Source organism: Delftia sp. WSY_10 (genome assembly GCF_043104705.1).
In the GTDB taxonomy this organism is placed as follows: domain Bacteria; phylum Pseudomonadota; class Gammaproteobacteria; order Burkholderiales; family Burkholderiaceae_C; genus Comamonas; species Comamonas tsuruhatensis.
In genome coordinates, this window is record NZ_JBICKY010000005.1 from 13,991 (window position 1) to 37,545 (window position 23,555).

25 protein-coding genes are annotated in these 23,555 nt (G+C 67.8%); 9 read left to right on the forward strand and 16 right to left on the reverse strand.

Annotation, left to right across the window (positions count from 1 at the left end; all coding sequences use genetic code 11):
* Positions 1–31: 31 nt before the first annotated feature.
* On the reverse strand, positions 32–715 hold the full coding sequence (gene rpe, locus ACF8ML_RS01840; protein ID WP_016450603.1) for a ribulose-phosphate 3-epimerase: 684 nt from the start codon (positions 713–715) through the stop codon (positions 32–34).
* Positions 716–831: 116 nt separating this feature from the next.
* On the opposite strand from rpe, the gene apaG reads away from it, so the two are divergent.
* The 4 genes from apaG (at position 832) to ACF8ML_RS01860 (ending at position 5,834) form a co-directional block, all read left to right on the forward strand.
* Positions 832–1,239 (forward strand): Co2+/Mg2+ efflux protein ApaG, encoded by a 408-nt coding sequence (gene apaG / locus ACF8ML_RS01845; protein ID WP_016450604.1) that lies wholly within the window; start codon positions 832–834, stop codon positions 1,237–1,239.
* 52 nt (positions 1,240–1,291) lie between these two features.
* Entirely contained in the window at positions 1,292–3,259 is a 1,968-nt protein-coding gene (locus ACF8ML_RS01850; RefSeq protein ID WP_392406042.1) for a site-specific recombinase, read from the forward strand.
* A gap of 198 nt (positions 3,260–3,457) precedes the next feature.
* Positions 3,458–4,720 carry a cation:proton antiporter gene (locus ACF8ML_RS01855; RefSeq protein ID WP_392406044.1) on the forward strand — a complete coding sequence of 421 codons (1,263 nt, stop codon included), beginning with the start codon at positions 3,458–3,460 and terminating at the stop codon, positions 4,718–4,720.
* Positions 4,710–5,834, forward strand: a complete 1,125-nt coding sequence (locus ACF8ML_RS01860; RefSeq protein ID WP_013804717.1) for a YbdK family carboxylate-amine ligase — start codon at positions 4,710–4,712, stop codon at positions 5,832–5,834. The genes ACF8ML_RS01855 and ACF8ML_RS01860 overlap by 11 nt, the downstream gene beginning before the upstream one ends.
* 20 nt (positions 5,835–5,854) lie before the next feature.
* Here ACF8ML_RS01860 and ACF8ML_RS01865 read toward each other — a convergent pair whose 3' ends face one another.
* The 4 genes from ACF8ML_RS01865 to ACF8ML_RS01880 form a co-directional block, all read right to left on the reverse strand.
* Positions 5,855–7,975, reverse strand: a complete 2,121-nt coding sequence (locus ACF8ML_RS01865; RefSeq protein WP_392406047.1) for an alpha/beta hydrolase domain-containing protein — start codon at positions 7,973–7,975, stop codon at positions 5,855–5,857.
* A gap of 108 nt (positions 7,976–8,083) precedes the next feature.
* Entirely contained in the window at positions 8,084–9,067 is a 984-nt protein-coding gene (locus ACF8ML_RS01870) for a tripartite tricarboxylate transporter substrate binding protein (protein ID WP_016453952.1), read from the reverse strand.
* A 48-nt stretch (positions 9,068–9,115) separates the two neighbouring features.
* The gene (locus tag ACF8ML_RS01875; RefSeq protein ID WP_013804720.1) at positions 9,116–9,487 is read right to left on the reverse strand and encodes a hypothetical protein; all 372 of its coding nucleotides are present in this window, start codon (positions 9,485–9,487) and stop codon (positions 9,116–9,118) included.
* A complete protein-coding gene (locus ACF8ML_RS01880) occupies positions 9,484–10,932 on the reverse strand; it encodes an acyclic terpene utilization AtuA family protein (RefSeq protein ID WP_392406049.1) in 1,449 nt (482 codons plus the stop codon). Before ACF8ML_RS01880 ends, ACF8ML_RS01875 begins: the two co-directional genes overlap by 4 nt.
* A 70-nt stretch (positions 10,933–11,002) precedes the next feature.
* Here ACF8ML_RS01880 and ACF8ML_RS01885 point away from each other — a divergent pair, with 70 nt between their 5' ends.
* The 5 genes from ACF8ML_RS01885 (at position 11,003) to ACF8ML_RS01905 (ending at position 15,766) form a co-directional block, all read left to right on the forward strand.
* Entirely contained in the window at positions 11,003–11,902 is a 900-nt protein-coding gene (locus tag ACF8ML_RS01885; RefSeq protein WP_047219821.1) for a LysR family transcriptional regulator, read from the forward strand.
* Between the two features lie 65 nt (positions 11,903–11,967).
* Positions 11,968–12,933, forward strand: a complete 966-nt coding sequence (gene thiL / locus ACF8ML_RS01890; protein ID WP_047219822.1) for a thiamine-phosphate kinase — start codon at positions 11,968–11,970, stop codon at positions 12,931–12,933.
* A gap of 38 nt (positions 12,934–12,971) precedes the next feature.
* Entirely contained in the window at positions 12,972–14,633 is a 1,662-nt protein-coding gene (locus ACF8ML_RS01895) for a DUF4139 domain-containing protein (protein WP_392406051.1), read from the forward strand.
* Between the two features lie 130 nt (positions 14,634–14,763).
* Positions 14,764–15,264 (forward strand): phosphatidylglycerophosphatase A, encoded by a 501-nt coding sequence (locus ACF8ML_RS01900; protein WP_026062211.1) that lies wholly within the window; start codon positions 14,764–14,766, stop codon positions 15,262–15,264.
* Between the two features lie 10 nt (positions 15,265–15,274).
* Positions 15,275–15,766 carry a CinA family protein gene (locus tag ACF8ML_RS01905; RefSeq protein WP_013804726.1) on the forward strand — a complete coding sequence of 164 codons (492 nt, stop codon included), beginning with the start codon at positions 15,275–15,277 and terminating at the stop codon, positions 15,764–15,766.
* Here the strand turns inward: ACF8ML_RS01905 and ACF8ML_RS01910 are convergent.
* The 11 genes from ACF8ML_RS01910 to ACF8ML_RS01960 all read right to left on the reverse strand — a co-directional run.
* Complete coding sequence (locus tag ACF8ML_RS01910; protein ID WP_012202639.1) at positions 15,747–16,061, reverse strand: helix-turn-helix domain-containing protein; 315 nt, start codon at positions 16,059–16,061, stop codon at positions 15,747–15,749. The two genes, ACF8ML_RS01905 and ACF8ML_RS01910, sit on opposite strands and share 20 nt — an antisense overlap.
* A 33-nt stretch (positions 16,062–16,094) precedes the next feature.
* Positions 16,095–16,919 (reverse strand): UPF0149 family protein, encoded by an 825-nt coding sequence (locus ACF8ML_RS01915; RefSeq protein ID WP_013804727.1) that lies wholly within the window; start codon positions 16,917–16,919, stop codon positions 16,095–16,097.
* A 159-nt stretch (positions 16,920–17,078) separates the two neighbouring features.
* A complete protein-coding gene (locus tag ACF8ML_RS01920; RefSeq protein ID WP_392406054.1) occupies positions 17,079–17,600 on the reverse strand; it encodes a hypothetical protein in 522 nt (173 codons plus the stop codon).
* A 12-nt stretch (positions 17,601–17,612) separates the two neighbouring features.
* Entirely contained in the window at positions 17,613–17,786 is a 174-nt protein-coding gene (locus ACF8ML_RS01925; RefSeq protein WP_392406056.1) for a hypothetical protein, read from the reverse strand.
* An 84-nt stretch (positions 17,787–17,870) separates the two neighbouring features.
* Complete coding sequence (locus ACF8ML_RS01930; protein ID WP_392406058.1) at positions 17,871–18,722, reverse strand: type VI immunity family protein; 852 nt, start codon at positions 18,720–18,722, stop codon at positions 17,871–17,873.
* 19 nt (positions 18,723–18,741) lie between these two features.
* Positions 18,742–19,830, reverse strand: a complete 1,089-nt coding sequence (locus ACF8ML_RS01935; protein WP_392406059.1) for a type VI immunity family protein — start codon at positions 19,828–19,830, stop codon at positions 18,742–18,744.
* Positions 19,831–19,867: 37 nt separating this feature from the next.
* Positions 19,868–20,623 carry a hypothetical protein gene (locus ACF8ML_RS01940; protein ID WP_392406060.1) on the reverse strand — a complete coding sequence of 252 codons (756 nt, stop codon included), beginning with the start codon at positions 20,621–20,623 and terminating at the stop codon, positions 19,868–19,870.
* Complete coding sequence (locus ACF8ML_RS01945; protein ID WP_227469546.1) at positions 20,620–21,000, reverse strand: hypothetical protein; 381 nt, start codon at positions 20,998–21,000, stop codon at positions 20,620–20,622. The genes ACF8ML_RS01940 and ACF8ML_RS01945 overlap by 4 nt, the downstream gene beginning before the upstream one ends.
* Before the next feature lie 20 nt (positions 21,001–21,020).
* On the reverse strand, positions 21,021–21,629 hold the full coding sequence (locus ACF8ML_RS01950; RefSeq protein ID WP_392406062.1) for a DUF4123 domain-containing protein: 609 nt from the start codon (positions 21,627–21,629) through the stop codon (positions 21,021–21,023).
* 6 nt (positions 21,630–21,635) lie between these two features.
* A complete protein-coding gene (locus tag ACF8ML_RS01955; protein ID WP_392406064.1) occupies positions 21,636–21,947 on the reverse strand; it encodes a PAAR domain-containing protein in 312 nt (103 codons plus the stop codon).
* 45 nt (positions 21,948–21,992) lie between these two features.
* A partial coding sequence (locus tag ACF8ML_RS01960; RefSeq protein ID WP_392406066.1) for a type VI secretion system Vgr family protein occupies positions 21,993–23,555 on the reverse strand: 1,563 nt, incomplete at its 5' end.

The following is a 23,555-nucleotide window of genomic DNA, read 5'->3' on the forward strand; positions in this document are numbered from 1 at the left end:
CGGGCCTTTTTTGCTGGAGGCAGGCCGAAGCTCAGGCCGCCAGGGCGCCGCGCATGGCGTCGATCACGGCCTTGTAGTCGGGCTTGCCGAAGATGGCGCTGCCCGCCACGAAGGTGTCGGCACCGGCATCGGCCACGCGGCGGATGTTGGTTTCCTTGATGCCGCCGTCCACCTCCAGGCGGATGTCGCGGCCGCTGGCCTCGATGCGCTTGCGCGCGGCCTCGATCTTGCGCAGCGTGCTGTCGATGAAGCTCTGGCCGCCGAAGCCGGGGTTCACGCTCATCAGCAAGATGAGGTCGATGTCGTCGATGACCCAGTCCAGCACGTCCAGCGAGGCGGCCGGGTTGAACACCAGGCCCGGCTTGGCGCCCTGGGCACGGATGTTCTGGATGCTGCGGTGCACGTGGGCCGTGGCATCGGGGTGGAAGCTGATGTAGTCGGCGCCGGCCTTGGCGAAGGCCGTGGCCAGTTCGTCCACGGGCGTGACCATCAGGTGCACGTCGACGGGCACGGGCTGGCCGTCGGGTGTCTTCGCATGGGGCTTCAGGGCCTCGCAGATCATGGGACCGAACGTGAGGTTGGGCACGTAGTGGTTGTCCATCACGTCGAAGTGGATCCAGTCGGCGCCGGAGGCGATCACATTCTTGACCTCGTCACCCAGACGGGCGAAGTCGGCAGACAGGATGGAGGGGGCGATGCGGTAGGTGGGGCTCATGGCCTGCGATTGTCGCAGCTAGCCCATACCGGCACCAGCGACGGCACAAAGCCATGGGCGGCGGCGCGTGGGGACGTTCGCAAGCCGGTACATTGCGGGCAGTTACCATTGCCGCCATGCCCATGAACGAGTTCCAGGTCCAGGTCCGCCCCGCCTTTTTGCCAGAGCAATCCGCTCCAGCGGCAGGCGTGTACGCCTTCTCCTACACGATCACCGTGACCAATACCGGCCAGGTGCCGGGCCAGTTGATCGCGCGCCACTGGATCATCACCAACGAACTGGGCCATGTCGAAGAGGTCAAGGGCCTGGGGGTGATCGGCCGCCAGCCGCTGCTGCAGCCCGGCGAGACCTTCGAGTACACCAGCGGCTGCCAGCTGCGCACGCCCAACGGCAGCATGCAGGGCACCTATCTGTGCATCAGCCACGAGGGCGAAGTCTTCGAGTGCCCCATCCCGCGCTTTCATCTGCAGTCGGGCGCTGGCGGCGACAGCTTTCCAGACCCTGACAACCGCGTGCTGCACTGAGCGCGTTCCTCGGGGGAGGCGCTAGTCTTCCGCCCTGCCGCAAGACCCCTACATGAAGCGAATCACCCAAGACCTGCCCGGCCTTCTGGCCGCACTCGACCCCGAGGCCGACCTCGCGCACCGCCATATCTGGCTGATCCACCTGCTGGAGTGGGTGCGCGCGCCCAAGCCGTCGGTGGACGGCGCGGTGCAGCGCGTGCAGTTGCTGGTGGAGGCCGTGGAGGCCGATCCGGCCGTGCGCCAGCGCCTGCATGCCTGGTGGCTGCGCTTCATCGACACCGTGGACATCACGGCGCTGCTGGCCGATTTCGGCTTTGCGCCGCGCACCAACATGTTCAGCGAGCTGTCCGAGCGCGCACGCTACAAGCTGCTGCCCAGCACGCCGGAGACGGTGGATGCCTCCGAGCTGTTCATGCTGGCCATGCCCGACGAATTCGACGCGCGCTGGCTGCACGCTCTGGAGGCGCCGCTGCTCGAACGCATCGCACTGCTGCTGACCGACGGCAGCGAGGGCCAGGGCAGCAGCTTCTGGCAGAACAGCCTGCTGGGCTCCATCACCTATTGCACGGGGCAGATCCTGTCCACGGGCTTTTCGCCCGAACTGCGCCTGCGCATGGACGAGCAGGCACGCGACGACCAGCCCTTCCACGCCCTGATCCACGACGCCGAGAGCCTGCGCGTGGAGGTGATGCACGCGCTGCGCACCAATGACCGGCGCGATGCGGCCGAGGCCCGGCTGCGCGAGCGCCTGGATGCCTGCCGCGCGGCCGTGACATCGGTCTACACCCATTTCGAGTCCGAAGGGATTTCGGTGGGCCTGGTGTTCCGCCTGCGCCAGCTGCGCGCGCGCATCCTGCGCGTCAGGCGCCTGCTCGACTGCCTGCTGGCCGACAACCGCGCCACCGAGACGGCCGACCTGCTGGCCAACCTGGTGTCCGTGGGCATCGAGCGGCGCAGCCTGCGCGCCCTGCTGGCCACCAATACCTCGCTGCTGGCCGCCAAGGTGGCCGAGCGCAGCGCCGAGACCGGCGAGCACTACATCACGCGCACGGGCCGCGAGTACCTGTCCATGGTGACCAAGGCCGCCGGCGGCGGCTTCGTGATGGCCTTCACCACGCTGCTCAAGTTCGCGCTCTACGCGCTGGGGCTGTCGGCGTTCTGGGGCGGGCTGGCGGCGGGCATCAACTACTCCATCAGCTTTGTGCTGATCCAGCTGCTGCACTTCACGGTGGCCACCAAGCAGCCGGCCATGACGGCACCGGCCATGGCCGCCAAGCTCAAGGACCTGCGCGCCAGCGAGGCCATCGAGGAATTCGTGGACGAGGTCGCCCACCTGGTGCGCTCGCAGGTGGCGGCGGTGCTGGGCAACGTGCTGGTGGTGCTGCCCATGGTGCTGCTGCTGTCGCTGGGCTATGCCCAGCTGTTCGGCCACACGCCCATCGACGGGCCGCATGCGATTGCCGTGCTCGACTCGCTGAGCCTGCTGGGCCTGTCGCCGCTGTTCGCGGCCTTCACGGGCGTGCTGCTGTTCGCCAGCAGCCTGATCGCGGGCTGGGCCGAGAACTGGTTCGTGCTGCGCCGGCTGGACTCGGTGATCCGCTACAACCCCGGCATCACGCGCTGGCTGGGCGCCAAGCGCGCCGACCGCTGGGCGCATTTCTGGCGCAAGAACATTTCGGGCTTTGCCGCCAATGTCTCGCTGGGCATGATGCTGGGCCTCGTGCCGGCCTTCGCGGCCTTCTTCGGCCTGGGGCTGGAGGTGCGCCACGTCACGCTGTCGGCCGGCCAGATCGGGGCCGCCATGGCCGCCCTGGGCTGGGAGGTTCTGCACTCCGACATGTTCTGGTGGGCGATTGCCCTACTGCCCATCAATGGCGCGTTGAACGTCACTGTCAGCTTTTATCTGGCATTCCGCGTTGCGCTGAGGGCACACAATGTCAGCGGAGTCGACCGCTCGCGCATCTATTCGGCCATCCGCCGCCGTCTGCGCACAGCGCCGCTGAGTTTCTTCCGCCCCTGAGCCTGCGGGACCTCGGGAACCACGCGGAACCCACGTGCTGGCGTGCCCGCCCGGCCTTGCAGCCTGGCAGTCACGCCAGTGGATCGCCAACGAAGTGTCCCCGTGCCAGGCGCACGGGACGCGGGCTTGCCCGCGCCGCAGGGAAGGCCTTGCGGAGCTTCGCTTGCGGGCCACTGGCTCGCGCAAAGGACGTCGCTGATGAATGACATGCTGAGCTTCTGGGAACCGTGGCTGCGGCCTTCGGCCGGGCTGGCCACGGTGCAGTGGTCCCTGCTGCTGGCCGTGGCCACCATGGTCGGCTATGCCTGCCAGCGCCATGCCGCCCTGCCCAAGGTGGTCGGCTACTCGCTGGTCGGCGGCATTGCCGGGTTGATCGGCTTTGGGGCCAACACCACCTGGCCGCTGCAGGGCACGGGGCTGTTCCTGCTGGAGCTGGGCGTGGCCATCGTGCTGTTCGAATGCGGCGGGCGCATCACGCTGCGCTGGTTCCGCCACAACCCCATGGTGCTGGTGCAAAGCGTGGCCGAATCCGCGTTGACCTATGTGCTCGTCTCCCTGGTGCTGGGCTGGCTGGGCGTGGCCCCCGAAGTGGCCGGGCCGCTGGCCCTGGTGGCCATGGCGGCCTCGCCCCTGGTGCTGACGCGCGTGGTGGCCGACATGCGTGCCGCAGGCGCCGTGACCGATCGCGGCCTGGTGCTGGCCACCCTGTCCACCCTGTATGCGCTGGCCCTTGGCAGCGCCAAGGCGGGCATGCTGACGCAGCCCAAGGCGGGCTTCGTGGCCTCGATCATGCCGGTGCTGGTGGTGCTGGGCGTCTCGGTGGCCGTGGCCCTGGTGCTGGCCGTGCTGATGCGCCTGGCGCTGCGCTTCATGAGTCCGGCCAGCGAGAACACCTCCATCCTCTTTCTCACCCTGATCTCGGCCAGCGTGCCCGTGGCCTCGTACCTGGGCGGCTCGGCGCCGCTGGCGGCGCTGCTGGGCGGCATCCTGCTCAAGCAGTTCAACCCGCGCCCCTGGGCCTGGCCGCGCCAGCTGGGCACGGCGGCCTCGCTGCTGACCATGCTGATGTTCGTGCTGGTCTCCACCGTGGCCGCACAGGCCGACTGGAGCGCGCCGGTGGCCGGCGTGGTGGGCGCCGTGATCCTGGCGCGCCTGGTCGCCAAGACCCTGGGCGTGGCCGTGGGCAATGTGGGCACGGGCGCCAACTGGCGCCAGGCCTTCTGGGTGGGCTGCGCCATGGCGCCCATGTCATCGGTGGCGCTGCTGATCGCCTCGCAGTTCGTGGCCGCCGCGCCCGAGCTGGGCGCGCAGATCGCAGGCGTGGCCCTGCCCACCATTTTGGTGATGGAGGTGCTGGGCGCCGCCCTGGCCACCGTGGCCATCTACCGCTCCGGCGAAAGCTCCCGTCCCTGGAAGCCGCTGAGCCGCTCGAACACCGCAGGAGATGAACGTGAGTCTTGAAGCCTTCAACTCGTCCGAACCGCTGACCCTGGGCGTGGAGCTGGAACTGCAGCTGGTCAACACCCACGACTACGACCTGGCCCCCTACGCCGAGGACATGCTGCGCCTCATGCTCAAGAACCCGCTGCCCGGCAGCGTGGTGCCCGAGATGACGAACAGCATGATCGAGATCTCCACCAGCGTCTGCCATTCGGCCTCGGAGGTGCTGGGCCAGCTCAGCCAGATCCGCGATGCGCTGGTCAAAAGCGCCGACAAGCTCAACATCGCCGTGGTGGGCGGCGGCACCCACCCCTTCCAGCAGTGGCATGAGCGGCGCATCTACGACAAGCCGCGCTTCCAGGAGCTGTCGCAGCTGTACGGCTACCTGTCCAAGCAGTTCACCATCTTCGGCCAGCACGTGCACATCGGCTGCCCCGACGCCGACGCGGCGCTGCTGATGCTGCACCGCATGTCGCGCTACATCCCGCACTTCATTGCGCTGTCGGCCTCCAGCCCCTATGTGCAGGGCCATGACACGGCCTTCGACTCGGCCCGGCTGAACTCGGTGTTCGCCTTTCCGCTATCGGGCCGCGCGCCCTGCGTGCTGCACTGGAGCGAGTTCGAGCAGTACTTCGACAAGATGACGCGCACGGGCGTGGTCAAGAGCATGAAGGACTTCTACTGGGACATCCGGCCCAAGCCGGAGTTCGGCACCATCGAGATCCGCGTGTTCGACACGCCGCTGACCATCGAGCGCGCAGCCGCCCTGTCCGGCTATGTGCAGGCGCTGGCCGCCTGGTTCATGGACACCCAGCCCTTCACGCCCGTGGAGGACGACTACCTGGTCTACACCTACAACCGCTTCCAGGCCTGCCGCTTCGGCCTGGAGGCCGTGTACGTGGACCCGGCCACGGGCGAGCACATGCCGCTGGCCGACCACATCCTCAAGACCATGGATGCCGTGGCCGACTACGCGGCCCGCCATGGCGCCGCGCCCGCCCTGCACCTGCTGCGCAGCGACGTGGCCGCCGGCAGCAACGATGCCCGCTGGCTGCGCGAGCGCCAGCGCAGCGAGCAGCTGCTGGCCGAGGTCTCGCGCCAGGCGGCCATGCGCTTTCGCGGCCAGGCCGTCTGAGGCCTGCGTTCAGCGCAGGCTCAAGGCAGTACCGCCGCCGCACGCGCGGCGGTGATCTGCGCGTCGGCGTCGCGCTGCAGCAGCAGGCGCTGGCGCACCAGGTCCTGGGCCGCCGCCGTGACGGCGCTCACGTAGCCGGCCTGGTCGACATACAGCTCCTCCAGTGAAGGCCGCGCGTCACCGGCCGCCAGCCGCGCCGCGCGCGTCTTGTGGAAGGGGATGAAGCTGCCCGTGAGGTTGGACAGGTCCACGATGCCCGGCGTGGCCACGTAGTTGAACTCCATGCTGGTGCCCAGCGGTGCCCGCGCCTCCACGCTGCGGATGCCGGCGCGCGTGAGGCCGGTGGCCGCATCGACCTGGGGCACGAGGATGGCGTAGTCCTTGCCCGTGGCGCGCGGCGGCTGCAGCGTGGCGATGCCGCTTTCGTCCTGCGGCAGGTACTGCGGGCCGAAGTCGAGCAGCGCAAAGCCGTTGTGGCGCGCCAGGTAGCGGAACTCGGGGATGGCGCTCTGCACGCCGCCCACGCTCCAGCTCAGGCCCTTCATGGCGGGAAAGACCAGCTTGTCGGGCCGCACCAGGGTGCCGTCGGCCAGCCTGGGCACCTGGCTGGCCGGCGGCTCGGTGCCGCGCACCACCCAGTCCTCCAGCGCGATGAACAGCGCGCGGAAGGTGTCGTTGAAGTGCACCACGGTGCCGGCCGGATAGACATTGCGCGTGGGCGCGTAGCCGATGCTGGCCGTGCCGCCTGCGCCGCCGTGCTGGGTGCTGGCGTAGTAGTAGATGCGCGCATTGGCGGGCTGGGCGATGTCGCGCAGGCCGTTGGCATCGGTCAGCACGGGCGAGCCCTGCAGCTGCCAGAACTCCGTGCCGGACAGGCCCAGGAAGAACTTGGGGCAGGTGTTGCTGGCTTCGCAGCGCTTCATCACGCCGCCCTGGCGGCCGCTGACCTCGTCGCTGTAGTCCTTGTCCAGGCCGCGCGGCGCGGTCTGGCCGAAGGCCGTGTGGTCGGTGCGCAGGCCGCCCCCGCCGCCGGGCACGGCAAAGCGCGTGTTGATGTTGGTCTGGCGCGCGGCCACATGGGCATACATGCCGTCGAAGACTTTGCCGCCATCGAGCGCCTGGTTGAAGCCCAGGTGCAGGAAAGTCTTCATGGCATTGCCCGACTGCGAGGTGCCCTGGCCGATGGTGTGCGTGATGCGCCCGGCCAGCGGATTGGCCTTGCCGTCGGCATCGGCCGCCTTGGCGCGGAAGAAGCTCACCGTATCGCGCAGCGCCGCCAGGCCCACGCCCATGACCTTGGGGTCCTTGGCCACGTAGACCAGCTCGTAGAGGTACTGCGGGTCGAACCCGCCCTTCAGGCAGACCTTGGTGGCGCTGGGTGTGCCGGGGAAGGGATTGGCGGCGGCATCGCAGCTGGCGAACTTCCAGTCGCCCGCAGGCACGGTCTGGCGCGCATCGGTTTCGTTGATGCGGCGCGTGAGCGAGTAGCCGGCCTGCATGTTGTCCAGGCTGGCGGGCTCGTAGGGGATCATGCTTCCATTGAACACGCCGCCGGGCAGGGCCATGGAGGGCACGGCGGCGGCCGGGACCAGCTCGGTGCGGTAGCTGCCCGTGATGCTGCTGCCGTCCTTGTTGCGGGCCACGGGCACGGTGACCGTCAGGCGCGCGGGCGTGGACTTGGGCACGTCGCCCTGCCAGGCCGAGTACAGCAGCACATAGCCGCGCTCCAGGTAGACCGCATCGCCGGGCGTGGCCGTGGGGTTGGGCATGGTCAGGATGTTGCCGCGGTTGGGCGCGTCATAGCGCAGCACGCCGCTGGCCTTGGACATGTCCTTGGGCTTGAGCATGACGAAGTCGGTGCTGTACTCGACCATGCCGCGCGCATTGACGGGCGCCAGCGCCAGGTCCTGGATCACGGCGTTCTTCGGGTCGGCCGGGTCCAGCTCGCCACGCAGCACGCCGGTGACTTTCTCGTAGGCGCCGACACTGCCGTAGCTGCCGGCAAAGTCCTCGGTGGCGCTGATGCTCAGCTGCATGCGCGGCGCCTGCGAACCGGCGGGCGAGTCACTGCCGCCGCAGGCGGTCAGCAGGCCGGATGCGGCCAGGGCAAGGGCCAGTGGATGGGTGGATCTGATGTGCATGTTGTCTCCTTGGGGTCATGGCACAGGCAAGGCTGCGCCCTGGCCGCCGTGCATTGCGGCGGCCTAGGGCGGTTCGGAAAAAAAGGAACGGGAGAGCGGGGGAGCGGCCTACTCGGGCTGGATGCCGGCGGCCTTGATCACCTGGCCCCACTTCTGGGTCTCGGCGGCCTGGAAGGCGGCCAGTTCCTGCGGTGTGGCCGTCCAGCCCTGGGAGCCGGACATGTCGAAGAAGGACTTGGCGCCCGCGCTGTGCACGGCGTCGGACAGAAGGCGGTTCAGGCGGGCCACCACGGCCTCGGGCGTGCCGGCCGGCGCATAGGCGGCGAACCAGTAGCCCATGTCATAGCCCTTGACGCCGGCCTCCTCCAGCGTGGGCACCTCGGGCAGCTGCGGGCTGCGCTGGGTGGTGGAGTAGCCCAGGGCGCGCAGCTTGCCCGACTTGACCTGGGGCACGCCGGTGGAGGTGTCGGTGATCATCAGGTCGATCTGGCCGCCCAGCAGGTCGGTGATGGCCAGCGGATTGCTCTTGTAGGGCACGTGCATCAGGTCCACGCCGGCCAGCTGCTTGAGCATTTCACCGGCCACGCGGCTGGAGGAGCTGCCGCTGCCGAACGACAGCTTGCCCGGCTGCTTCTTCGCCGCCGCCAGCAGATCGCCCACGTTCCTGTACGGCGCATCGGCGCGCACCACCAGCACCTGGCCGCCCTTGCCCAGCCCGGCCACGGGCGCGAAGTCCTTGACCGCGTCATAGGGCAGCTTCTTGTACAGATGCTGGTTGGCCGCGTGCGTGGTGTTGGTGGTGATCAGCACCGTGTAGCCATCGGCCGCCGAGCGCGCCACCTGCTGGGCCGCGATCATGCCGCTGGCGCCGCCCTTGTTCTCGACCACCACGGCCTGCTTGGTCGCCGTGGTCACGGCCTGGCCCAGCGCCCGTGCCAGCTGGTCGGTGGCGCTGCCGGCCGCAAACGGCACGACGAAGGTGATGGGCTTGGACGGATAGTCCTGGGCCAGCGCCGGTGCTGCGGCGGCTGCCAGCGCGCAGGCTGCCAGCGCGAGCGCATGGCGGCGGGGGAAGTTGTGCGAAAAGTGCATGTCTGTCTCCTTTGTTGTGATGAATGTGTGACGGGCGGGTGCTGCCGGCTACTCCGGCGCCAGATGGGGCAGCAGCGAAGCCGGTATGTGGACCTGCATCTGCAGCAGCCAGTACGACAGCGCCTTGCCGTGGCTGTCGAGGTTGAGCGCATCGTTGACGCCACCGTCCAGCACCGCGTCCAGCACCCAGTTCATGGCCTGCAGGCGCTGCAGCACGAAGCGCTGCACGCGCGCCGGGCGCCGGGCGGCGAAGTGCGCGGCCACGCGCTCTTCGGTGATCTGCTCCACCAGCACGGGCCAGCAGGCGGCATTCCAGGCGATGAGGCTGATGTTGGAGCGGTTGCCCTTGTCCCCCGTGCGCCCGTGCGCCAGGCGGTACAGCGGCACGGTGACGGGCATCGTGGTTGGCAGTGTGTTCATGCGGCGTGCTCCCCGGCTTCTTTCCCGGCCTCTTTCTCGACCCCTTTGTCGATCTCTTCCTCGGCCCACTTCCACCCGGTGGCGATGCTCTGCTGCGCCAGCAGGCAGGACACCGTGCCCAGCCGCGCGCGCAGCGCCGTGCGCACGCCGCCGCCGCCGGCCGGCCCGCAGGTGTACAGCGCATTGACCTCGCGCGGCAGGCGCCGCGCCTGGGCCTGCGTGGGGCGCAGCCAGGCGGCGCGCAGGCGCACGTCCTGGGGGGCGGCTGCGCCGGCCGGCTGCGCGTCGCGCCAGCGGCCGGCGTCGTCGCCCAGCACGCTGGCCACGCCGATCCAGTCCAGGCGCAGGTCGCCGGCGGCCTCGCCGCCCAGGCGCTCGCGCAGCACCTCGCCAGCCAGCCGGGCGCGCTCCAGGGCGCGCGGGCCGGCATAGGAGATCTCGCCCTCGGCCAGCCAGCCCGAGGCATGGCAGACATTGACCTTGTAGTGGCCGTTGTGCGCATGGCCGCGCACGCCGCTCAGGCGCACGGCGTCAGGCCCCACCTGGTGCACCTCGGCCTCGGACAGGTCGGCCACCACGTCGGGCGTCAGGTAGGCGGCCGGGTCGTGCACCTCGTACAGCAGCTGTTCCTTGACCGTGCGTTCGCTGACCAGGCCGCCCGTGCCTTCGGGCTTGGTGATGGTGCAGTCGCCCGAGGGCTCGATGATGGCGATGGGATAGCCCAGCCGCGCCAGGCCCTGCACGTCCTTGAAGCCCGGGTCGGCAAAGTAGCCGCCCGTGACCTGGGCGCCGCATTCCAGCAGGTGGCCGGCCATGGTGGCGCGCGCCAGGCGGTCCCAGTCGTCCCAGGCCCAGCCGAAATGCGCCATGGCCGGCCCCAGGGTCAGCGAGGGGTCGGACACGCGGCCGGCCACCACGATCTCGGCGCCGGCCTGCAAGGCCTCGGCAATCGCGCGCGCGCCGATGTAGGCGTTGGCACTGACCAGCGAATCCTCGGGAAACTCCGCGCCCAGCGCGGCCCGCAGCGCCCCGCGGTACGCCGGGCCGCTGACATCGTCGCCATGCACGACGGCGATGCGCGGCACGCGCAGGCCCAGGCGCTGCGCCAGCCGCTGGATGCAGCGCGCCGCGCCTTCGGGGTTGGCGGCACCGAAGTTGCTGACGATGCGTATGCCATGCGCCAGGCAGTCGGCCAGCACGGGCTCCAGCAGGTCCTCCAGCAGGGGTTCGTAGCCCGCGTCGGGCTGCTCGCGCCGCGCGAGCTGGGCCAGCGCCAGCGTGCGCTCGGCCAGGGTCTCGAAGATCAGGCAGGCGCTCTGGCCGCTGGCCGCCAGGGCGCGCACCACGGGCGCGGCGGCATCGGTGCGGTCGCCCGAGAAGCCGGCTGCGCAGCCCACCCACAGCGGGGGCCTGTCCGGGGCAAGAGAGGGTTCCAGGTTGTCCATGAGAGCCAATGTAGGCAGCCGCTGCTAATCTGTGAAATCGATTGTTCGGATCGACTTATCCAAAAACCCGATGAATATCTCCTCCCGCCAGCTCGATGCCTTCATCGCCCTGGCCCAGCTCAGCAGCTTCACCCTGGCCGCGCAGCGCTGCCATCTGTCGCAGCCGGCCTTCAGTGCCCTGATCAAGGGGCTTGAAGACGGCGTGGGCGTGCGCCTGTTCGACCGCAGCACGCGCCACGTGGCGCTGACGCAGGAGGGGGCGCAGTTCCTCGATGCCGCGCAGCGCATACGCGCCGACCTGGGCGATGCCGTGCACGGCCTGCGCGAGGCGGCGGCGCTGCAGCGTGGGCGCGTGTCCATCGCCCTGCTGCCTTCGCTGGCGGCGGCCTGGCTGCCGCCCGTGCTGGCGCTGTTCCATGCGCGCCATCCGGGCATACAGCTGCAGGTGTCGGACCTGCTGTCCGAATCCTGCATCGCCCAGGTGGCCTCGGGCCAGGCCGACCTGGCGCTGGCCGCCATCCGCGCCGACACCGAGGAGCTGCAGGCCGAATGGTTCTGCGCCGACCGGCTGCACCTGGTCTGCCGCGCCGACCATGCGCTGGCGGCCCTGCCCGCGCCGGCCATGGCCGACCTGCGTGACCAGCCCTTCATCCAGCTCGCCCGCCACAGCAGCGTGCGCCAGTACCTGGAATCGCAGGAGCAGGCCCCGCCCCTCAACACCTTGCTGGAGGTGGAGCACCTGGCCACCGTGATGGGCATGGTGCGCGCGGGCCTGGGCATCAGCGTGGTGCCGGCCCTGGCGCTGTTCCACTTCGTGCAGCCTGGCCTGGTGACGCGCCCGCTGGCCGATGCCGACCGCCGGCGCGACCTGTACCTGGTGCGCAGGCGCCAGCGCAGCCTGTCGCCGGCCGCCCAGGCCTTCCACGCGCTGGCGCTGGAGCATCGGCCCGGTGCGGGCGAGACCACCTGATACGGGGCAGCACGAACCTCGCAGCACAATAGCCCGATCGCCAAACGCATCCGAAAGCCGCCACCGTGGGTGAATTCGACCTGATCCGCCGCTTCTTCCAGCGCCCCGTGCGCCGCGCCGCCCTGGGCGTGGGCGATGACTGCGCCCTGCTCGCCCCGGCGCCGGGCATGCAGCTGGCCGTCTCCAGCGACATGCTGGTCGAGGGCCGGCATTTCTTCGCCGACGTGGACCCGCGCCTGCTGGGCCACAAATCCCTGGCCGTGAACCTGTCCGACCTGGCGGCCTGCGGCGCACGCCCGCTGGCCTTCACCCTGGCCCTGTCCCTGCCGCGTGCCGATGCGGCCTGGACCGAGGCGTTTGCGGCCGGCCTGCTGGCCCTGGCCGACGCCCACGGCTGCGAGCTGGTCGGCGGCGACACCACCCAGGGGCCCTTGAACATCTGCATCACCGTCTTCGGCGAAGTGCCGCCCGGCCAGGCCCTGCTGCGCAGCGGCGCGCGCGCAGGCGACGACATCTGGGTCAGCGGCAGCCTGGGCGATGCCCGCCTGGCGCTGGAAGCCCTGCTGGGCCACACCACCCTGCCACCCGGCACGCTGGCCGCCGTGCGCCAGCGCCTGGAAGCGCCCACGCCGCGCGTGGCCCTGGGCCAGGCGCTGCGCGGCATTGCCAGCAGCGCGCTGGATGTGAGCGACGGCCTGCTGGGCGACCTGGGCCACATCCTCGAGCAATCCCGCGTGGGCGCCAGCCTGGATACGCGCCTGATCACGCCCCTGCTCGATGCCGGCAGGCACACGTCCCTGGCCATCGACCTGCTGCACCAGTGCACCCTGTCCGGCGGCGACGACTACGAGCTGTGCTTCACGGCCCCGGCCGACCGGCGCGATGCCGTGCAGGCCGCAGGCCGCGACAGCGCCACGCGCGTCACGCGCATCGGCTGCATCGAGGAGCAGCCCGGCCTGCGGCTGATCGGCCCGGACGGAGCGGCCATGGCACCCCGGTGGACCTCATTCGACCACTTCGCTGCGGCCTGACGCCGCGCCAAACCACTTTCATCCGAGAAGGACTCCCCATGGTTCAACGCTCCGCCCTGCCCGCCCTGCCCGCCCTCTCGGCCCTGGCCGCCGCCTGCTTCCTGCTGGCAGGCACCCCGGTCCAGGCCCAGGCACAAGCCCAGGAAGCCACCATCGCCCGCGCCCCCATCGCGCGCGTCACCCTGTATGCGGGCGTGGCCTCGGTGGAGCGCACGGCGCGCATCACGGCCGCCACGCGCCAGCTGGTGTTCGAGTGCCTGCCCGGCTCCATCGACCCGCAGAGCCTGCAGGTCAGCGCCGATGCCGGCGTGCGCCTGGGCGACTACAAGCTGCAGTCGCAGCCGCGCGAACTGGCCTCCAAGGCCTGCGCCAGCCCGCTGGAGCAGCAGATCCGCACGCTGGAAGACCAGCTGGCCGCGCTGGAGGCCGACGAGTCCGCCGCCAAGCTCGTGGGCGACTACCTGCAGGGCCTGGCCAAGCCCGGCGATGACGCCAAAGCCCCCGCCCTGCCCGCCGCCAGCCAGCTGGGCGCCGCCACCGAGGCGCTGCGCAGCACCAGCCGTGGCAACACGCTGCGCGCCCACCAGATCCTGCGGCAAAAGCAGGCGCTGCAGGAGCAGCTCAGGCCGCTGCAGCTCGAACGCGACCGCACGGGCGCAGGCAACGCCCAGGTGATGAAGGTCACCGTGCAACTGGCCAGCCCGGCCGATGCCAATGTGCAGCTCACCTACCAGGTGCGCGGCCCGAGCTGGCAGCCCACCTACCGCGCCCAGCTGGACCCGGCCAAGGGCACGGTGGCCATCGAACGCCTGGCCCTGGTGGCCCAGAACAGCGGCGAGGACTGGAGCCAGGTGCAGCTGCTGCTATCCACCGGCCAGCCTTCGCGCAGCACGCAGGCACGCCTGCCCAATCCCTGGACGCTGGATGTGGAACGGCCCCGCCCCGTGGCCGCCATGGCCCCTCCGCCAGCGCCGGCCCCGCCGGCCCCTGCGATGATGCTGGAGCGCGCCCGCAAGCCCGGGGCGGCCGGCGAGGCCGCCGAACTGCCGGTGCTCGATGTCGCCAGCCTCAACACCGCCTACGCCACGCAGTTCTCCGTGCCCTACCGCATCAGCGTGCCCTCGAGCAGCGAGCGCGTGACCCTGGCCCTGGGCTCGCAGAACCTGCCGGCCACCCTGCTCACGCGCACGGCGCCCGCCGTGGAAGAGGCCGCCTACCTGGTGGCCCAGCTGGCCGTGCCGGCCGGTGTCTGGCCCGCAGGCCCCGTGGCCCTGTTCCGCGACGGCGCCTTCGCCGGCCAGGGCCGGCTGGACTTCGGCAACGCCGCCGCGCTGGCCCAGGGCCTGTCCTTCGGCCGTGACGACAAGGTGGTGGTGCGCAACCTGCCCGTGGACTCGGCCACGGGCAGCGGCGGCCTGCTCAGCAGCAGCACCGAACGCCAGGTCACGCGGCGCTTCCAGGTGGACAACCGCCACGACCGCGCCATCGAGCTGCAGGTGGTGGACGCCGCACCCGTCTCGCGCAACGAGCAGATCCGCGTGCAGTCCCAATACAACCCGCAGCCGTCCACTACGCGCTGGAACGACCGCAACGGCATGATCGCCTGGCAGCAGCCGCTGGCCGCTGGCGCCAGCGCCAGCTTCGAGGCCCGCCACCAGATCCGACATCCGCAGGATCTGGCGGTCGAAGAGCGTCAGTGAAGCACCAGGGCCGCGCTTATGATCTGGCCCCATGAGTGACGCGCCGCTGCGGCCGGAGGTTTCCGGCGATCCTGCTACCCCCACCTTTGCCTCTGCGGCGCGCCCACCGGAAGGCCCGCCGCAGGGCGGCATGGCTCGCCCCACGCTGGAATTCATGATGTCCCACCCGGCCCACTTCATCGCCATGGGGCTGGGCTCGGGGCTGGGGCGCATCGCGCCCGGCACCGTGGGCACGCTGTGGGCCTGGCTGTCCTTCCTGCTGCTGCAGCACTGGTTCACGCCCCAGCAGATCGGCCTGCTGATCGCGGGCAGCATTCCCCTGGGCTGGTGGGCCTGCACGGTCACGGCGCGCCACATGCGCGTGGCCGACCCGGGCAACCTGGTCTGGGACGAGATCGTGGCCTTCTGGCTGGTGCTGTGGCTGGTCATGCCCACGGGCTTCTGGGGCCAGCTCATCGCCTTTGGGCTGTTTCGCTTCTTCGACGCCGCCAAGCCCCAGCCCGTCAAATGGGCCGACCGGTGCTTCAAGGGCTTCGGCTGGCGCGGCGGCTGGGGGATCATGTTCGATGACCTGGTGGCCGCCTTCTGCACGCTGCTGGTCATCGCCCTGTGGCGCCATTTCATCGGCTGAAGGAGCTGGCATGAGCGCATCCAACGAACTCGTCGAAACCCTGGCAGGCCTGCTGCTGCAGCGCGGCTGGATGCTGGCCACGGCCGAGAGCTGCACGGGCGGCATGATCGCTGCGGCCTGCACGGACCGCGCCGGCTCCAGCGAATGGTTCGAGCGCGGCCTTGTCAGCTACTCCAACGCGGCCAAGCACGACCTGCTGGGCGTGCCCGAGGCGCTGATCGCCGAACACGGCGCAGTGAGCGAGCCCGTGGCGCGCGCCATGGCCGAAGGCGCCATCGCCCACTCACGTGCGCAGTGCAGCGTGGCCGTGACAGGCGTGGCCGGGCCGGGCGGCGGCAGCGCCGCCAAGCCCGTGGGCACGGTCTGGTTCGGCTGGAACGTGTACGGCACCACGCACAGCGAATGCGTGCGCTTTGACGGCGACCGCGCCGCCGTGCGCCAGGCCACCGTGGCACACGCCTTGCAGCGCCTCAATGCGCTGATCAGCGCAAGGCTTTTATGAGCCGGTGCGCGATCTCCTGCAGCGGTGCAGGCAGGGCGCGGTAGCTTTCCAGCAGGCGCTGCTCGTCCACGGGCAGCGGCGCGTTGTCGTCTTCAAGCCCCGCCGTCAGCTCCAGCGCCGTGGTCTGCAGCGCCAGGGCCACGCGGGCCAGGGTGTCGTTCTTGAGGGTGCGGATGGCCCCCGATTCGATCTGCGACACGGCCGAGGCCGTGATGCCTGCGGCCTCGGCCAGCCGGCCCTGGGTCATGCCCAGTTCGGCGCGGCGGGCGCGTATGCGTTCACCGATATGTCTCATGGCCCGTGCATCCAAAGCCTGTGGCGCGGGCGCTCAGGCGCCGTGGCACTTCTTGAACTTCTTGCCGCTGCCGCAGGGGCAGGGGTCGTTGCGGCCCGGCTGCTCGCCCTTGACGATGGTTTCCTGGCGCGGGCCCATGCTCTTCCAGATCTGGCGCAGGTCGTACAGCGCCCAGATGGCCTCGCCGAACTGCTCCACGCGCTCCTGGCTGGTGCTGGCGGGGCCGTCCTCGTCGTACATGCAGACTTCGGGCTTGCCGGTGTCGTCCTCGGTCAGGGCCACGACGGCGTTGAGCGCCTCGTTGAGCCAGCCGGCGGCTTCCTTGTCGCGCGGGGCGGCCCATTCCTCGGCCCAGTTCTCGACCACGAACATGAAGCCCAGCGCCCAGATCTGGCCGAACGAAGGAATCTCGCCGTCATCGGGACGCTCTTCCTCGGGCAGCGACAGGATGGCGCCGCGCATGTCCATGGCCTCGGGCTGGAAGGTGCGGTCGTCTTCCAGCGTCTTCACGTCGGCGTCCAGCTGGGTGCGGATCTCGTCCATGCGCAGGCCCACCAGCTCCAGAAAGCGCGCCTGCTGCGCCGCGTCCTTGAACACTTCCATCAGCGGCAGCGGCTGGCCCTCGGCCACCTCCAGCGTGCCGCCGTCGCCCAGCAGCATGGGCAGCCACTCGGCGGCCGGCACCTCGCGGCGCGTGCAGATCAGCGCCGTCAGGAAACCGTCGCAGAACTCCCACTGCGGAATCTCCTCGCCGCGCGTGCGCAGCTCGTCGAGCAGATCGTCAAGCTCCTCCAGCGCCTCGGGCGTCAGGGCAGGCTCGTCGGGCAGGGCGGTGGCTTCGTGGGCGTCGTTGGACATGGCGGAAATCTCTAGGGAAAACAGGGAGAAGGAACCGGCCACGGCCAGCCCCTCGAATGAATGGCCCGCAGTGTAGCCGCGCCGCCATGTCCGTGGCGCCCGGTCGGAACTGGCGCCCACGGGGCCCTATCGCCCCACATGGCCCACGTGGCCCACCCGCTACCCGGCTCCCTGCCAGGCCGGGAGCATGGAAAGCCCCACCCATTCCCCGACCCGGCTCATCGTCAAATTCTGCAAAGCGCCGCTGGCGCCGCCAAAGACTGCCACCAGTGCCCATGTCTGCTCGTCGAAACCGCGGGTCGTGCAGCAGGCCATCTGGGGCAGGCACAGCGCCTCGGACTGGTCCTGGGCCAGCAGGCTGACGAATTCCTGCGCGGTCACGGTCTCCGGATCCAGGCCCATGGGCCAGGACCCCTTCCAGCGCTGCGCATCCAGGGTCACGCTGTGCACGCCCCATGTCGGAGCGCCTGGCATGTCGCCCCAGGCCAGGCGTTGAAGGACCAGGCCCAGCCCCGTCTCCGCCCATGTCACCGGGTAAGGCAGAGCGTGATCGCTCTTCAGCAGCTGCGCATCGCTCAATCCCGCCTGGCGCAGAGCCAGGCGCAGGTAGTCCTGCCGGCTGTGCCGTCCCAGCGTGCGCAACACGGCATCCATCAACGGGGCGATGGGCTGTGGCTTCATGGTGCTTTCCATTCAGAATTCATCAAAACGACGCATATAGGCGTCGCATGCCAATTGCCACGCGTCTTCGTCGTCGGATCCGGAAGGCGGCGGTCCGATGAAGTTGTTGAGCCGGGATTTGGCACGAATCGGCTTGAGCAGGCGCGCTGCCTCGCCAAAGGCTGGCAGTGTCAGTCCCTTATCCATGTCCCCCAACCCCGGAAAATCTCCTGCCCGAATCCCCAGGCAGTTGCCCACATCCCCGGCGGAAAGGTATTGGCTGGCCTGCACCTACTTGCGCACCGCTTCCCGCCCGCCCAGTTTTTCCAGCAATGCATCGCTGACAAAACTCAGCCAGTTGATGCTGTACATGGCGTTGTTGAAGTCATGGCTCATCAGCGCAAGGCTGCCCAGGGCATTCAATCCCGGGAAACGCTGCAGATAATGGTGCAGCACCTGCTGGCCTTTGCCATCGGGATCGATATTGCGCTCTTCCACTGCAGGCATGACACCCCAGCCTGCAATGGCCCAGAAGGGCTGCATCAACTCCACTAGCTGGGTGGTAATTTTTCCCACATTGCGCTCGGGCGGTTGATCAAGAATCCACCAGATAGGAAATGCCATGCGAATGAAAGACATTGCAGGGCCTATGCCAGGTGATTGATAGCGATCCTTCATCCAAAGCCCTTCGTCGTTGTTGATACGGCAGTAAAGACGAAAGTCTTGTGCATTCTCCACCCAATCGTCTGGAGGTTTTGGATTGCCCGAAGCCAGATCAAACATCATTGCAAAGCCCTTCGGATTGTTGAGCGTACTCGGCTTGTGCTTTTCCATTCTCGCTTTCCCTTTCTCGCTGGCCATAGCAACAGGAGCCATCCCCCACCATATTGCAAGCTTCTCAGCACCAACGGCTTCAACGAATAGATCTATCACCTTCCAAGCTCGCTCACGCACAGCCAATGAATCCCCTTCATGGAATACCATCTCGATGGTCCAGCCAGCTCTTACGCAAATATTGCCAAATTGATTACGCAATACCAGCGCCTTGAGAATATCCATCGTCGCCGCGGTGGCAGCATCCGCTTCCTCATTGCCGCAAGGCCAGTTGAAATCATTTTCCGCAGCCATTGTGATCTTCCCCATTCCTTCAAAACACCAGAAATCAGAACAAATCAAACCGACTCATATAGGCATCGCATGCCAGCAGCCACGCATGTTCATCATTGGAGCCCGAAGGCGGTGGGCCGATGAAGTTGTTGAGCCGGGATCTGGCGCGAACAGGCTTGAGCAGGCGCGCCGCCTCGCCAAAGGCGGGCAGCGTCAGTCCTTGATCCATATCCCCCAGACCAGGAAAGTCTCCTGCACGGATTCCCAGGCAGTTGCCTACATCACCGGCCGAAAGATACTGGCTGGCCTCGATCTGCTTGCGCACGGCCTCTCGCCCTCCCAGTTTTTCCAGCAATGCATCGCTGACAAAACTCAGCCAGTTGATGCTGTACATGGCTTTGTTGAAGTCATGATCGAACAATGCAAGACTTCCTATGGCATTCAATCCTGGGAACCGCTTCAGATAGGGATACAGCACCTGCTGGCCCTTGCCATCGGGTCCAATATTGCGTTCTTCCACTGCAGGAATGACACCCCACCCGGCAATAGCCCAGAAGGGTTGCATTAATTCCACCACCTGGGAGGTGATCCGGCCCACATTGCGCTCGGGCGGCTGACCCAGAATCCACCATGCGGGAAACGCCATGCGAATGAAAGACATGGCAGGACCTATGCCAGGCGAGATATGGCGGTCATGTAGCCAAATACCTTCATCGTTGTTTATACGGCAGTGAAGTCGAAAGTCTTGAGCATTTTCAACCCAGTCATCTGGTGGCTTTGGATTTCCCGAAGCTAGATCAAAAATCATCGCAAACCCTTCGGGATTGTTAAGCGTACTCGGCTTGTGTTTGGCAATTCTCGCTTGTGCTTGCTTGCTGGTCAGTGACATAGGCGCCAGACCCCACCATATTGCAAGCTTGTCTGCGCCAACAACCTCACAAAACAGATCAATCACTTTCCATGCACGCTCACGTACGGCCAGTGAATCCCCTTCATGGAACACCATTTCGATGGTCCACCCAGCTCTTGCGCAAATACGTCCAAATCTATTCTGTAATACCATCGCTTTCAGAATATCCATAGTCGCCACGGTAGCTTTTTGCAGTTCTTTGGTGCTTAAAGGTTTATTAAAGTCTTTAGCCATATCCATCTCCATATCTGACCGTACCGAAGCCATTGCTTCAAAATGTCACGCCGAGGACTCTTGCCAGTGCGGTTCCCACCGCACCTACACCTCGGAGTACACGCCCCAATGCGGACGCACCGGCCGCAGCCCCAATTGCTGCTGCCGCATCCGCATTTACCCGTTCTGCCAAATAAATTTCCTTTTCTCTGTTGGCCTGCCATCGCATTGCTTGGTTCAATACGCCTTCGTTCGTCGTTTCTCCATCGCCTTCGCAAGCACAACTTCCTGCGTCTAAGGCATCCTTGAAAAACTTTTCTTTAAAAATGTCGCTATATGCCTGAAACTGTATCTTGCCGTCTGGCCCAAATTCTGAAGAAAATTTATCCCCCGGGAATTTCATCTCATACACCCGCTGTATGTTGTCCAGCACAGGCGGAAGGCGCGGGTTCTTCACCACGACCACATCCGGGATGCGCGAGCCCGCAGGCCGGCTGCGCGTGGGTCGTACGGGCTCCCTGCGCGACATGACGGGGGCCTTGTTCAGGTACGGCACTTCCTGCTTGTAGTAGCCCCGGTAGCCTTCAAACCCGTCGGCCTGCATGACCACGCCGGCCACGCAGCGCTGGCCCAGGCCGCCGGTCATGCAGCAGCAAAACAGCTCGCACAGCGCCCTGCGGTCCAGTTCGTTGTCGAAGTCCCGGGTGCCGCATACCTTGTTGAAGCCCACAAGCACGACGGCCTTGCACAGGTCCCTGGACCGCTTCAGGCGATTGAGGGCGATGAAGGCGGGGACCAGTTGTTCGCAGCTCATGCGCCAGGCCCGCCGAGGGGCGAGGAGGATTCGCCAGCAGGTGTGCGCCGCCGCACCACGTCCCAGATGCCCATCGGCAGTTCAAGCATCATCAACTGGATGCGTCCGTCAGGCGGCAGGTCGGTGCGCGAGAGAAACTTGCGCACGGCGGGAAATTCGTCGAAGCGCTCGCCAAACTGGTGGCGCAAGGCCAGGAAGCCGATGACATCGTCCGGCGTCGACAGGCCCCAGCCCACCGCGCGGTCAAGGCCTCGCCGGGTGTGGGCCAGCAGCCTGTCATGCGGCCAATCCTGCTCGCTGAGATGGCAGGTCTGCCGCACGATGGCGGCAATCCCTTCTTCGCTGGGCACGAGGTTGCGGCGCAGCGTGCGCTGCATTTCCAGGGTTGAAATTTCCATCATGGCGAAGACACCTCCCATTGCCTGTTGTCCAGGCGTGCCAGGCCTGTGACGTGGTCCAGAAACTTGCGCTTAGCCAAGCCGACCCAGATCCCCTCGGGATGCGGTGCCAGGCAGGCGAGGATGCTGTGGCCGCGGAACCAGTCCCCCAGATGCGCCGGGTCGAACTGCGCCAGCAGGCGAGGCAGCACGCGCGGGTCGTAAAAGCGTAGCCACAGCCGCTGGCCGCCGTCTCCCCTGGCCTGCAGAAACCGCTTGAGATGGCGCTTGAGCGCAGGGGCCGGCAGCCGGCTGATCAGGAAAATGCCCCAGTGCGCCTGCCAGCCTTCATGCGGCCAGCGCTGGAACAGCGGACTGCCTGCATGCACCCGCATGAGATAGGGCGCGTAGCGGGCATAGCGGGCGGCAGGCATGCCGTCATACAGGCAGGTGATGCACGACTGCGGCGGCTCGGCCAGGATGGCGTCATGCAGGTGCTCATCCGCCGCCGCATCCACGATGGCGTAGAGCAGGCCGTCATAGGTCGCCGCCACCTTTTCGAGCACGGCCTGGCGCGCCATCTGGAGATCGTCCGGCGTGCCGGGGCCTGGGGGGATCAAGGTGGACATGGCGATTCAGTCCTCCATGGCCGACACGAAGGCGGCCCCCGATTGCGCGGCTTCGGCCAGGCACCGGCCCGCATTCGCACCGATCCAGACGGTGGTGCAGCCCGAGACGACCACGCCGCCATGCAGGGTCCTGTCCCCCATGCGGGCCGCGGGCCTGCCGCCGATCAGTACCGTGGCTTCGCCTTCGGCAATGGCGTCGGGCGGCGAACGGGGGCACAGCGCCTGGTCCGTGACCCTGGCCGCCGGCATGCCGCCTATGAGCACATCGGCCTGGCCGGAGAGAATGGCCCCGCCCCCGTGGGCGGGACAGGCATGCATGTCGCCCACTCTTGCTGCAGGTTGTCCCATGCGAGTGTCCCGGGTTCAGCAGTTGATCTTCACCAGCGGCGACTTGATCTCGACCATGGCCGGAGAGATCTCGATGGAGCTCGCCCCCGATTGCAGCCGGATGCTTCGGGTGCCGGTGACGATGACCTGTTGCCCATCGACCGTCAGCGTGGTGCCCGCCGCCAGGGCCAGCTGTCCGCCCGCATCGACCAGGCTGTTGGCGCCCACCCGCAGCGCGTGGTCGTTGCCGACGTTGACCGCCTGGTCCTGCCCTACCTCGGTGCTGTCGTTGTTCTGGATGGTGCTGCTGCGGTTGTTGCCCACGATGAGGCCTTCATCGTTTCCAACCTGCGCGCTGCGGTTGCGCCCCACGGTCCGGCTCCAGTCCATCCCCACGCTGTCGCTTCGCAGGACACCCACGTTGCTCATCAGCACCGCGCCTACGTTGAGGTTGTAGGCACACCCCACGGTGACCATCTTGAACAGGCCCGTGCCCTGCGTGTAGCCGATGCCCACGGTTTCGGATTTCATGCGCCCCGTGGCCAGGGTCCAGTTGCGGCCGATGCTGTCGCGTCCATTGGCATCCACGGTTTTCGTGCGGTTCTTGCAGATGCGGATGCTTTCATCCAGGTCCACCGTGCGCGTGCGGTTCTGGTGGACGGTGAGGGTCTCGTCCAGGTCCACCACCTCCGTGCGCCAGCCGTGGACATCGATCTTCTCGTTGCGGTCCACGGTCTCGGTGCGGTCGCGGTGGATGACATTGGTCTCGTCCCGGTCCACCGTCTTGCGCCGGTCGTTGCCCACCCATTTGTCCTCGTCGTTCTCGACTTCGGTGAGCTGGTCCTTCTGTGCATGCAGCCACAGCTGTTCGGCGCCCGCCTTGTCCTCGAAGCGGATGGCGTTGGCGTCGCCCTGGCCGTTCTTCATGCCTGACCCCGGGTTGCCATCCTTGCTCGATCGGGTCTTGATGCCCGATTGCGTGGCATTGGCCGGCAGCGCCCAGGGCGGCATGTTGGCCGCGTTGTAGACGCAGCCCGTGACCAGCGGATAGTCGGGGTCGCCATTGAGGAAGTCCACCACCACCTCATGCCCTATGCGGGGGATCGAGATGGCGCCAAAGCCCGGGCCTGCCCAGTTGGTGGCCACGCGGATCCAGCAACTGGAGTTCTGGTCCTTCTTGCCCAGCCGGTCCCAGTGGAACTGCACCTTGATGCGGCCGTATTCGTCGGTCCAGATTTCTTCTCCGGCCGGACCCACGACGACGGCGGTCTGCGGTCCCGTGGTGCGCGGCTTGGGCGTGGTGCGCGGCGGCGTGAAGGCCAGGCTGGTGGGCTGGGCCTGCAGTTCGTAGCGCTGGAAGGAGCCGTCTTCGGCGGCGCTGCCCTTGGCGCCCGGGGCGACGGCACTGACGCGGGGATTCTCCTTGAGGTGGTAGCTCAGGCCCGTGATCAGGTACTGCCGGTTCTGGTCGCCGCGCGGGTAGTTGTAGAGGCTGAAGGTGTAGCCCGTGGCCAGCGCCCGGTGGCAGGACTGGCCCCGCACCCGGCTGTGGCCCGTGAGGCCTTGCTTCAGGCGCACGCGGATGTAGGCATCTCCATC

Bases quoted from the DNA above. Each gene is read 5' to 3' on its own strand.
- rpe (WP_016450603.1), bottom strand. From the start codon at position 715: ATGAGCCCCACCTACCGCATCGCCCCCTCCATCCTGTCTGCCGACTTC.
- apaG (WP_016450604.1), top strand. From the start codon at position 832: ATGCCCATGAACGAGTTCCAGGTCCAGGTCCGCCCCGCCTTTTTGCCA.
- ACF8ML_RS01850 (WP_392406042.1), top strand. From the start codon at position 1,292: ATGAAGCGAATCACCCAAGACCTGCCCGGCCTTCTGGCCGCACTCGAC.
- ACF8ML_RS01855 (WP_392406044.1), top strand. From the start codon at position 3,458: ATGAATGACATGCTGAGCTTCTGGGAACCGTGGCTGCGGCCTTCGGCC.
- ACF8ML_RS01865 (WP_392406047.1), bottom strand. From the start codon at position 7,975: ATGCACATCAGATCCACCCATCCACTGGCCCTTGCCCTGGCCGCATCC.
- ACF8ML_RS01870 (WP_016453952.1), bottom strand. From the start codon at position 9,067: ATGCACTTTTCGCACAACTTCCCCCGCCGCCATGCGCTCGCGCTGGCA.
- ACF8ML_RS01875 (WP_013804720.1), bottom strand. From the start codon at position 9,487: ATGAACACACTGCCAACCACGATGCCCGTCACCGTGCCGCTGTACCGC.
- ACF8ML_RS01880 (WP_392406049.1), bottom strand. From the start codon at position 10,932: ATGGACAACCTGGAACCCTCTCTTGCCCCGGACAGGCCCCCGCTGTGG.
- ACF8ML_RS01885 (WP_047219821.1), top strand. From the start codon at position 11,003: ATGAATATCTCCTCCCGCCAGCTCGATGCCTTCATCGCCCTGGCCCAG.
- ACF8ML_RS01895 (WP_392406051.1), top strand. From the start codon at position 12,972: ATGGTTCAACGCTCCGCCCTGCCCGCCCTGCCCGCCCTCTCGGCCCTG.
- ACF8ML_RS01900 (WP_026062211.1), top strand. From the start codon at position 14,764: ATGGCTCGCCCCACGCTGGAATTCATGATGTCCCACCCGGCCCACTTC.
- ACF8ML_RS01905 (WP_013804726.1), top strand. From the start codon at position 15,275: ATGAGCGCATCCAACGAACTCGTCGAAACCCTGGCAGGCCTGCTGCTG.
- ACF8ML_RS01910 (WP_012202639.1), bottom strand. From the start codon at position 16,061: ATGAGACATATCGGTGAACGCATACGCGCCCGCCGCGCCGAACTGGGC.
- ACF8ML_RS01915 (WP_013804727.1), bottom strand. From the start codon at position 16,919: ATGTCCAACGACGCCCACGAAGCCACCGCCCTGCCCGACGAGCCTGCC.
- ACF8ML_RS01920 (WP_392406054.1), bottom strand. From the start codon at position 17,600: ATGAAGCCACAGCCCATCGCCCCGTTGATGGATGCCGTGTTGCGCACG.
- ACF8ML_RS01925 (WP_392406056.1), bottom strand. From the start codon at position 17,786: ATGGATAAGGGACTGACACTGCCAGCCTTTGGCGAGGCAGCGCGCCTG.
- ACF8ML_RS01930 (WP_392406058.1), bottom strand. From the start codon at position 18,722: ATGGGGAAGATCACAATGGCTGCGGAAAATGATTTCAACTGGCCTTGC.
- ACF8ML_RS01935 (WP_392406059.1), bottom strand. From the start codon at position 19,830: ATGGCTAAAGACTTTAATAAACCTTTAAGCACCAAAGAACTGCAAAAA.
- ACF8ML_RS01940 (WP_392406060.1), bottom strand. From the start codon at position 20,623: ATGAGCTGCGAACAACTGGTCCCCGCCTTCATCGCCCTCAATCGCCTG.
- ACF8ML_RS01945 (WP_227469546.1), bottom strand. From the start codon at position 21,000: ATGCAGCGCACGCTGCGCCGCAACCTCGTGCCCAGCGAAGAAGGGATT.
- ACF8ML_RS01950 (WP_392406062.1), bottom strand. From the start codon at position 21,629: ATGTCCACCTTGATCCCCCCAGGCCCCGGCACGCCGGACGATCTCCAG.
- ACF8ML_RS01955 (WP_392406064.1), bottom strand. From the start codon at position 21,947: ATGCATGCCTGTCCCGCCCACGGGGGCGGGGCCATTCTCTCCGGCCAG.